This window comes from Capnocytophaga sp. oral taxon 329 str. F0087, assembly GCF_000213295.2.
GTDB lineage: Bacteria > Bacteroidota > Bacteroidia > Flavobacteriales > Flavobacteriaceae > Capnocytophaga > Capnocytophaga leadbetteri_A.
In genome coordinates this window covers 8,214-16,380 of sequence record NZ_KN390034.1, presented here as the reverse complement: position 1 = coordinate 16,380, position 8,167 = coordinate 8,214, and the positions used below count along the sequence as shown (strand labels likewise).

At 34.0% G+C, this 8,167-nt stretch carries 7 protein-coding genes and 2 pseudogenes; all 9 read right to left on the bottom strand.

Annotated features, from left to right (window positions below; all coding sequences use genetic code 11):
• Nucleotides 1-467, bottom strand: a pseudogene (locus tag HMPREF9074_RS11970) (hypothetical protein); the annotation flags it as partial.
• On the bottom strand, nt 428-1,027 hold the full coding sequence (locus HMPREF9074_RS09605) for a hypothetical protein (RefSeq protein WP_009389051.1): 600 nt from the start codon (nt 1,025-1,027) through the stop codon (nt 428-430). The pseudogene HMPREF9074_RS11970 and the gene HMPREF9074_RS09605, both read right to left, overlap by 40 nt.
• A gap of 2 nt (nt 1,028-1,029) precedes the next feature.
• Nucleotides 1,030-3,036 carry a phospholipase effector Tle1 domain-containing protein gene (locus HMPREF9074_RS09600; RefSeq protein WP_009389050.1) on the bottom strand — a complete coding sequence of 669 codons (2,007 nt, stop codon included), beginning with the start codon at nt 3,034-3,036 and terminating at the stop codon, nt 1,030-1,032.
• Nucleotides 3,037-3,050: 14 nt separating this feature from the next.
• Nucleotides 3,051-4,175 carry a DUF2931 family protein gene (locus HMPREF9074_RS09595; RefSeq protein ID WP_034540439.1) on the bottom strand — a complete coding sequence of 375 codons (1,125 nt, stop codon included), beginning with the start codon at nt 4,173-4,175 and terminating at the stop codon, nt 3,051-3,053.
• Between the two features lie 2 nt (nt 4,176-4,177).
• Nucleotides 4,178-6,079 (bottom strand): type VI secretion system Vgr family protein, encoded by a 1,902-nt coding sequence (locus tag HMPREF9074_RS09590; protein ID WP_009389047.1) that lies wholly within the window; start codon nt 6,077-6,079, stop codon nt 4,178-4,180.
• A gap of 40 nt (nt 6,080-6,119) precedes the next feature.
• A complete protein-coding gene (tssD, locus tag HMPREF9074_RS09585) occupies nt 6,120-6,515 on the bottom strand; it encodes a type VI secretion system tube protein TssD (protein ID WP_009389046.1) in 396 nt (131 codons plus the stop codon).
• 96 nt (nt 6,516-6,611) lie between these two features.
• A complete protein-coding gene (gene tssD / locus HMPREF9074_RS09580; protein ID WP_009389045.1) occupies nt 6,612-6,998 on the bottom strand; it encodes a type VI secretion system tube protein TssD in 387 nt (128 codons plus the stop codon).
• 48 nt (nt 6,999-7,046) lie between these two features.
• Nucleotides 7,047-7,433 carry a type VI secretion system tube protein TssD gene (gene tssD, locus HMPREF9074_RS09575; RefSeq protein ID WP_009389044.1) on the bottom strand — a complete coding sequence of 129 codons (387 nt, stop codon included), beginning with the start codon at nt 7,431-7,433 and terminating at the stop codon, nt 7,047-7,049.
• A 149-nt stretch (nt 7,434-7,582) separates the two neighbouring features.
• A pseudogene (locus HMPREF9074_RS09570) lies at nt 7,583-8,167 on the bottom strand (type VI secretion system contractile sheath protein TssC); the annotation flags it as partial.

Here is an 8,167-nt window from a genome sequence, read left to right as displayed (position 1 = left end):
CCCATAATGGTAGATTTTTTAATAAGAGCTAAGTTATCTTGGTATTTGGCTGTTCCAATATCTTGCCATTGTGTTAGAGACAATAGTTGAAATCCATCCATAAAAGAAAAGTTTGCAGGACTTTTTTCTATTTCAGTACCTACAGTTTTACTTTGGATGGTAGGGGTGTCACTTAGCACTTTAAATGTTCCTATATGAGGGCCGAATTTCACCTTGGCTCCATTAATAACAAAAAGTTGGTCATCTTGAGCTTTATCTTCTTTTTCTTGCTCTTCTTCAATAGCTTCCATTCTTTTTTGGTTATGCTGAAGTACAACTTGAGAAGTTCGTTCCTCTTGTTGTTTTGAAGTTGCTTTACCTATGGTAATAATTTCAGCCTCTTCATGCTCTTTTTCTTGACGCTTTTTATTATTCTTCTCTAAGTTTTCTATGTATTTTTCTTGTTTATTTCCAAAGAACCAAGCCATAACAATGAGTATTTTAAATTTGTGTTGTTATTTATTTCATTTACAATAGATTCTATAAGAATACTATTTCTATATTCAAGTAGGTCTTCACCTTTGTAAATTACTTTGTTTTCCTCTTTGGGATGTCCATTAAAAAGTAATCCTAACATATTATTTTGATTAAGGAAAGCAATAAAACTTTGTTCATTCTCTAATAGGTTAGTAATAGAAGTGCAATAGTTCTCTATTTCATAACCTTTATGAATGGTAGTAATAGATAGTTGTATCTTTTTCCATTTGATTTTAATAGCAGAAAGATTGAATACTTTAGCTATTCTATTTTTTTCACTGATACTTACTTCTAAATAATTGAAAGTAGAGGCTATTTTTCGCAATAAAGTATTTATTGTATTTTCTTCAGGAAATAGATACTTTATAGTCATTATTTGATAATAAGCTAAATTTGCTTTTTTACCTAAATACCAAATCTCTATAAGACGTTTATAAGTATCCTCTTGAGCATAAGGTGTAGTATAATCCTTAGTTACAACACTTTCTATGAGATATTTTTCATTTTTCATCTCTAATATTCTTTGCGTTTTCTATCAGAAGTTGGTTGCATACCAAACCAATCTCTATTAGCTGACCAATGGAGATACTTATTACGCAGTATTCTTAAAATTTTTTGTTCTTCAAATACCGAATTTCTACTATAAATTTCTAGATTTATTTCTCTTTCTCCTTCTCTTGTTTGTTTTTCTGGGGGGAAGTATATATTTTTGTCAAATCTATCTCTTACAACTAATCTTTCCTCCTTCTGTTCTTTCCCTCCCCTTTTTTCTTTTTTAGACATTTCTTTTAAAGCACGTTGTGTTCTTTCCATAAGAACCTCATCCCTTATTTGGTTATATTTATTTTCAATTTCACAATCTGGAATAAATCTCCACTCTTTTTCTTCTTCTGATCTTTCCTCTTCTTTTTTATTTTCATCTCTAAAGACATATTTTCTCAAACGTTCTTTAACTTTTATAAGTATTTCATCTTGAGGGTCAGAAATAGGATAATCGGTAACAATATTTCTACTAATTACATTTGCGTAGCTATCCCCTAAAATATCATTGAAAAACTGCTGCATAAAATGTAGAGGAATATAACTATATTCTTTTCGTAAAAAACGTGTACCTGAAAGTTTATAATACATCTTGTCAAAACTTTGATCCAATTGCTCTTCCTTATACCAGTGTTCTGAAATAAGATATTGTTGGAATAGGTCTAAGTATATATGATTAATAATATTAGTAATATCATAATCAATTTCTATTTCATCAACATATTCAGTAGTTGTTTCATAAGCACCTCCTATATCGCAATGGACTCCAGGAAAAGTTTTTTCTATACAATTTTCTACACGCATTTTTGTTAAAGCAAAGTTTTCGCGATGTTCATTCATAGCTGTAAAATGAACTGCTTTCTGGAATTTACCCAAATTATTAAGTTGTAGTTGTTCTACATCATCTTTAAAAAAACTTTCACTACTATGTTGTATCCCTTTATCAAGTAAGTCAAGTCCGCTTATATTTCCAAATTCTTCATAGGAAGAAACAGTGTCATAAATCCCTACAAATCGTATCTCTAACCTTATCCTATCTAATACTTCAGGAGATACCTTATCTTTTAATAGGTAATATCCTAAGTAGCCATATTTAGGCCATTTATCTTCTTCAAAGAAATCTATATTTACTCTTACCTTATCCTTATCATAATAAAAATAAGCATACTCATTGTAACCATAACGATTACCTTCATTATATAGTCTTCTCCCTGTTCTTTCAAATTTTTTATCTATCTTGGTGTCTTCTTCTCTTTTATTAAAAACATTTACTTCATAGAGAAAATTACGTGCTGCTGTTGCCCCACGACTAAAACCAAACACATCTAAGGTAACCTTGATAACCTCATCTGTGTCTTCAGGTAATTTCTCTTTAATTTTCTTTGCTAATTCTTCACAACCTCTACGTACTTTCCCTCTAACACCTGTATCACCTGAACCAAACTGAAAACCTACACTTATATCTTTTTGCTTATCAAGTGTACCAATACCTTCTATATAGATACGATAATTTCTATTACAACAATTCCACATACGAGCCACATTGGTATAATCATTCATTAGACTGTTATCAACTCCTTGTTTATCAGCCAACGATCTCTTATCGGCATTGTAATAACCAACAATTTCTTTTGATATTTCAAGACTTTTTAAACCTGTTTGAGCTTCTTTCTCAAGTGCTTGTTCTAATGACTTGATATCTTTAAAAACCAATCCTAAATAACTTTTGTCAGTATCTGTAAGTTCATCATTTTCAAAACGTTCTCTTCTTTTTCTTATTAACTCTTCTTTTTGCGTCACTATATTAACATTATCAGAAGGAAGAATTATAAGATCTTCTCGATTGAGCATTTTTAGGCGCAAATCAGTATTATTTTTATTGTTAAGAGTACCATCAAAAAACAATCCAAACTCTAAATGAATTGTTCCAGAGTTAGTTTCTTGGTAAGTTCCTGAGTTGTATACAAATGTTTGTGCCATAGCTTATTTATATTTTAGTCTAAGGGGGTGGGAGTTATAATATTCCTATCGGAAAGTTTATAAAATTTTAATTCTTTAGATTCTAAGAAAGTTTGTTTGCCATTGTCTCCTATCAATTGAAAGGTGAGGTAATCATTGTCACGATTTACGCGAATATCTAAGTGTGCAGTTACTTTATCGGCTTCTTCTCCAAAGACTTTTTGATAAGCAGCTACTACTGCTTCCCAATCAAACCAAATTTTTGCTAAATATTTTTGCCCGCTTTCAGCTTTATACCAAATCACTAATTCTTTAAACAAGGGACGTTTTTGAATAGGTTCTTCTAAATAGAAGAAACCTTCTTTACCCATATAGGAATTAAAATCAGTATACAAGGTAGTTCCAGTCTCTCCATTCCAATATCTTGCCCTAACATCACCTATTTTTCCATTGGGAATTTCATAGACAGAGAACCATTGGTACTGATGGTTTCTATAACTATCCCATAAGCCAAAGGGGATAGGTTTGTTTTTATTAGCTTCGCGTACTGCTTTAGGGATAGCCAAATCGCTATTTAAAGTTTCTTCTCTGTCTTCTTTACTAAATATGAGTCTTTGGTGACTATCTAACCCAGGAGGCTCTTTCAAATCTATTTTTTCGGCTTGGTATCTTCCTATTTCAGTAATTTTTTTATAGCCTCTACCTACCCATAGCACTACTACACCCCCAGGGGCTATGCCTACCACTACTGTATCATAAGTAGAGTGATCTACTTCTCCATTAGGGAATCTTTCTTTATAGCCTTCTCTAAAGAGTTTTTCTATTTTTTCGTAATCAATAGCTGTCTTGAGCCTATAAAAACAATCTTCTTTATACGACAGCCATACCATATCTACACTTGCAGGCAAGTATCCCATTGAGTGGCTTTCATAGCCAAATGCATTCCCCCAATCAGGTTCTTCTTTTTCAGTATAAAAATCTCCTGCGATAGGCATTCCTCCTACCATAGCAGCATAAAACCGTATAGGGTAACCTATAGGGGTATTTACCGCTACACCCCAATCATATTGTGGTTTGTTCATATTCTTATTATTGCTATTATGGTTTTGACAGCTAGCAAGCTGCAGGGTTAAGAGTAAAAATAATAATATTTTTTTCATAATTATCCTTTATTGACCATAGCGTCTATCTTACCTAATACCTTAGAAACACCCGCACTCTGTATGGTAATATTTCCTTTCTTTGCTGTATGGGTAGTCTCTGCTGTGTTTTCTACTAAATTACCTTCAATATCTATTGTTTTAGCTCCTTGTACTGTCTGCTTATAGTCCTTAGATTTAAAACTATGATTATTAACAATTTCTACACTATTGTTATTTTGTACTGTAGTGAACATATCATTTCCTACTTCCATAATACAATTAGTTCCCGCTTTGATATTTACATTTTCTCCCGCTGTAAAACTAATATTCTTAGGAGCACTTACATTGATATTTCCTTGTCCGTCCATTAGGTAAGTATTACCACTAGGGTCTTCTATAAATACACTACCTTCTCCATCATTGAGAATGATTTTAGTACCTGAACGAGTATGTATCACTTTCTTGTCATTGCCTGAGGTATGGTATTTACTAAACTCCTTACCGTTGTAATTAGCACCTATTACGAACGGACGTTCAGCATTCTGATCTTCAAAATCAACCAATACTTCTTCTCCTATTTCGGGGATGAAGTAAAAGCCTTTGTCAGCCCCTGCGTAGGGTTGTACCACACGTATCCAAGGGGTTTTTGTTTGGTGTTTCTCCTGCCAAATGAATTGCACTCGTACACGACCTAAGCCTTTAGGGTCGTTGTTATCGGTAACTCTGGCTATTTGTTGTTCTGCTCTCGGAAGGGCTTCTTCATCGTAATAGTAAGCAATATATACATCGGGAATAGCAATGAACTCATTGTAATACTCATCGCCTGATTGATAGTGTTTAATATCGATCACTCGATAAGTTTCCATAGGTTTTCTATTGATATCTCTGAGCTTTACAAAACCTCCTATACGCACCTTAGGGTTACGGCTTCTTCCCCTCACTTGCATCAATTGTTCACGACTTTCTTTCTCTCTGCGAACCACATCTTTTAAGTAATCTCCTCTAAATTGTTCAGGAATGGCAACATAAGGCATCTTAGGTATTTTGGTAAACACTTTATTAGAGGCTTTAATAGCAGCAAATTGAAAAGGGTTTACTTTGTTTTGTACTCGTACCTCCTGTGTCTCTTTTTGTTCTGTACTCGCTGTTTCTGCATCATAAGATAGATAAGTGAAATTTTGAGGTTTGATCATTAGCTCAAACTCTACATCTATCATATCATCTCCTTCAAAAAGCTCTATTGTGTTCTGTGCTTCATTGCTAAAAATAAGTTGTGTACCATTGTAGTAAAAGAACTCTCCATAACGGCGTGCTAACCTACTGATAAAACGATAATCGGATTCTTTGTACTGCACTGCATAAGGAATTTTATACTTGGTATTAATCATTCCCTCAGTATTTACCTTTGCTTCTTGTGGATACTCTGTAGTTGCTTCTGCAATGATTTCAGAGAGTGTTTTATTGTCATACGATTGACAGTCTTTCCCATTTTCTAAAATGATACTTGGTGCAAAACCTGAAATGTATAATTTCCCGTGTCCTCCTCCTTCGTCTTTTCGGTTGCGAATATTGGCTATAATCCCTTTAAATGATTGTACAATACTTCCGTGATGGTGGAAATGAATAGTAATATTTTCTCCCAAAAGGTCTTTTGAGTTTTTCATTACTTGCCCAGTAAAAGAATCTATGGCAGTATCATTGACCACAATAGTAAACTCATCATGGGCATTGGTATGCTGTGAAAGCTGTAAAGAAAAAGTAGCTCTATCTAAAAATCCTTTCCCATTGAGGGAAAGGGTAATCATCACCACTGGATTTTCTTTATCTTTTAGAAAATCTTGAAAGTTCTTTACCAAAGCAAATTTTGCAAAGGTTGCAGGGTCGTTTACACGACCTGAAACTGATGAGGTATCATTATTCATAAGATTCTTTTTTTAACTGATGAAATTCAAAAACACAAACTTAAATATCCATTTTCCACTGCTTATTATGGGTAACGCCGTTTATACTTATCTGTTGTGCTGATATAACAAGTTCCATTTGTAAAGGTTCAGTGCTATTGGCATTAAAGTCTTCAGTAAAACTTATACAGAAAGCTTTTTTAAAGGTAAGTTCTTGCAATTTACTCATAGCATCACGGCGATAGTAAATAATCTTACCATCTTTTGTTTCACTAACACTATTCATCCATTTGAACAAGTCAGGTTCTCCTGTACTTTCCAAACGAATGAAAATCTCTCCTCCTCTTGGCATTCCTTTAGGGAGTCCAGTTGGATCCACATTTTGAGAGAAGTTATACCTACAAGCCAATACATTGTAGGTTTTTCCGTCTAATTCTAATCTGACTTTGAAAGACATATCTATATTTTTTAGAAATTATACTTTTGTTTTATTCTCGTCTGTTTTAAGCAAAAAAGGGTAACTCCCTCAGAGAGCTACCCTTTTTCTTAATTTTTACACCCACTCATTTTCGTAGGCTCCTGTACCCATTTCTAACTTCCTCGCAGAAATAGTAAAGGATTCCGTCAGGGGTTTCTCTCCTGAGGCATCAAAATGCTCTCGATGTTTTACGAGGTAAGCCTCAGTGAATTTCAATTCTTTTAGGGTAGCTTCACTATCTCTTTTTAAGAAAGTAATACTACCATCTTTACGTTCAAAAGAATTGGTCATCCACTCGAAGAAGTCAGCTTCTCCTGTACTTTCCACTACTACATCAATTTTTCCACCACGTGTAACGGTGGAAGGACGACCTGTCGCATCTGTTTCTTGAAACAGTGCATAACTTACACTAAGAATATTGTATTCTTTGCCTGCTACTTTTAGTTTTGCCTTAAATGACATACACTTAAATTTTAAAAATTAGAAAAAACATTTAAAAACCAAAGGAGATTACACCCATTCATTAACGTGTTTGGCTGTACCCATTTCTATCTCTTTTGCAGAGAGCGTAAAGGTTTCTGTCAGAGGATTGTCTCCTGCTGCATCGAAATCTTCTTTGTACTTTACAATGTAAGCTTCTTTAAATTTAAGCTCTTTTAAAGTAGCCTCACTGTCTCTTTTGAGGAAGATGATGCTTCCGTCCTTGCGTTCGAAAGAGTTAGTCATCCACTCAAAAAGGTCGGTATCACCTGTGCTTTCCACAGTGATCGTAATTTTGCCACCTCTGGTAACCGATGAGGGTCTACCTGTAGCGTCAGTCTCCTGTAACATTCCGAAATCAACCGAAATGATGTTGCGCTCTTTTCCCGCAACGTTTAATTTAGATTTAAAAGACATGTTTAAAATAATTTAAAAATTTAATAACTCAATAATACCAATTATGGAAATATATATAAAATGTCTCCAAAACCTTATGTTGAAATTCTGAACCTTCTTATATTATTATACACTTTTTAAGGTTAGAAATTCCTCATAAGATAGGTACTTTACTTTTGTTCGTATTCAGTATCCCACTCATTAGCATCAGTTCCCTTATGACCATCCATTTTAATAAGGAAGTTTTTAGCTGGGAAATAAGGCTTCATATGAATGTCTAAATAGATTCTATCTTTTTGTTTAGGGTCTTGCTCAAACCTTCTTATCTCAAAATTTTCAATAAGGTTTTTAGGTCCGGTGATGCTATCCAAGAATTGCACGATTTGGTTCATAATGTCCTTACGGGTTACCGCTGTGAAATTCTCAAAAGCTCTACGGTTAAGGAAATCCATTAGCACTTTAGTTACATAGTCAAACACACGTACTACTGAATAGGTTTGCAATCCCAAGTTATCTCCGTTGAACAAGGTCTTTCCTGAGAAAGCCATTACTTTTCCGTACTCATTGACCATAGGAATAAGCCCTAAGTTTTCCAAGTTAGCGATTTCGCTCTTCTTTAAGTCGAAACGAACCCCATCTACTTCATTGATACCTCCAAATTTCTTACCAGCAGTCACCTGAGACATCAAAGTCTTGTAGATTTTTCCAGCTAATGCAGCAGAAGGAGGAATAAAAAGATCTTCGTGCTCTCCTAT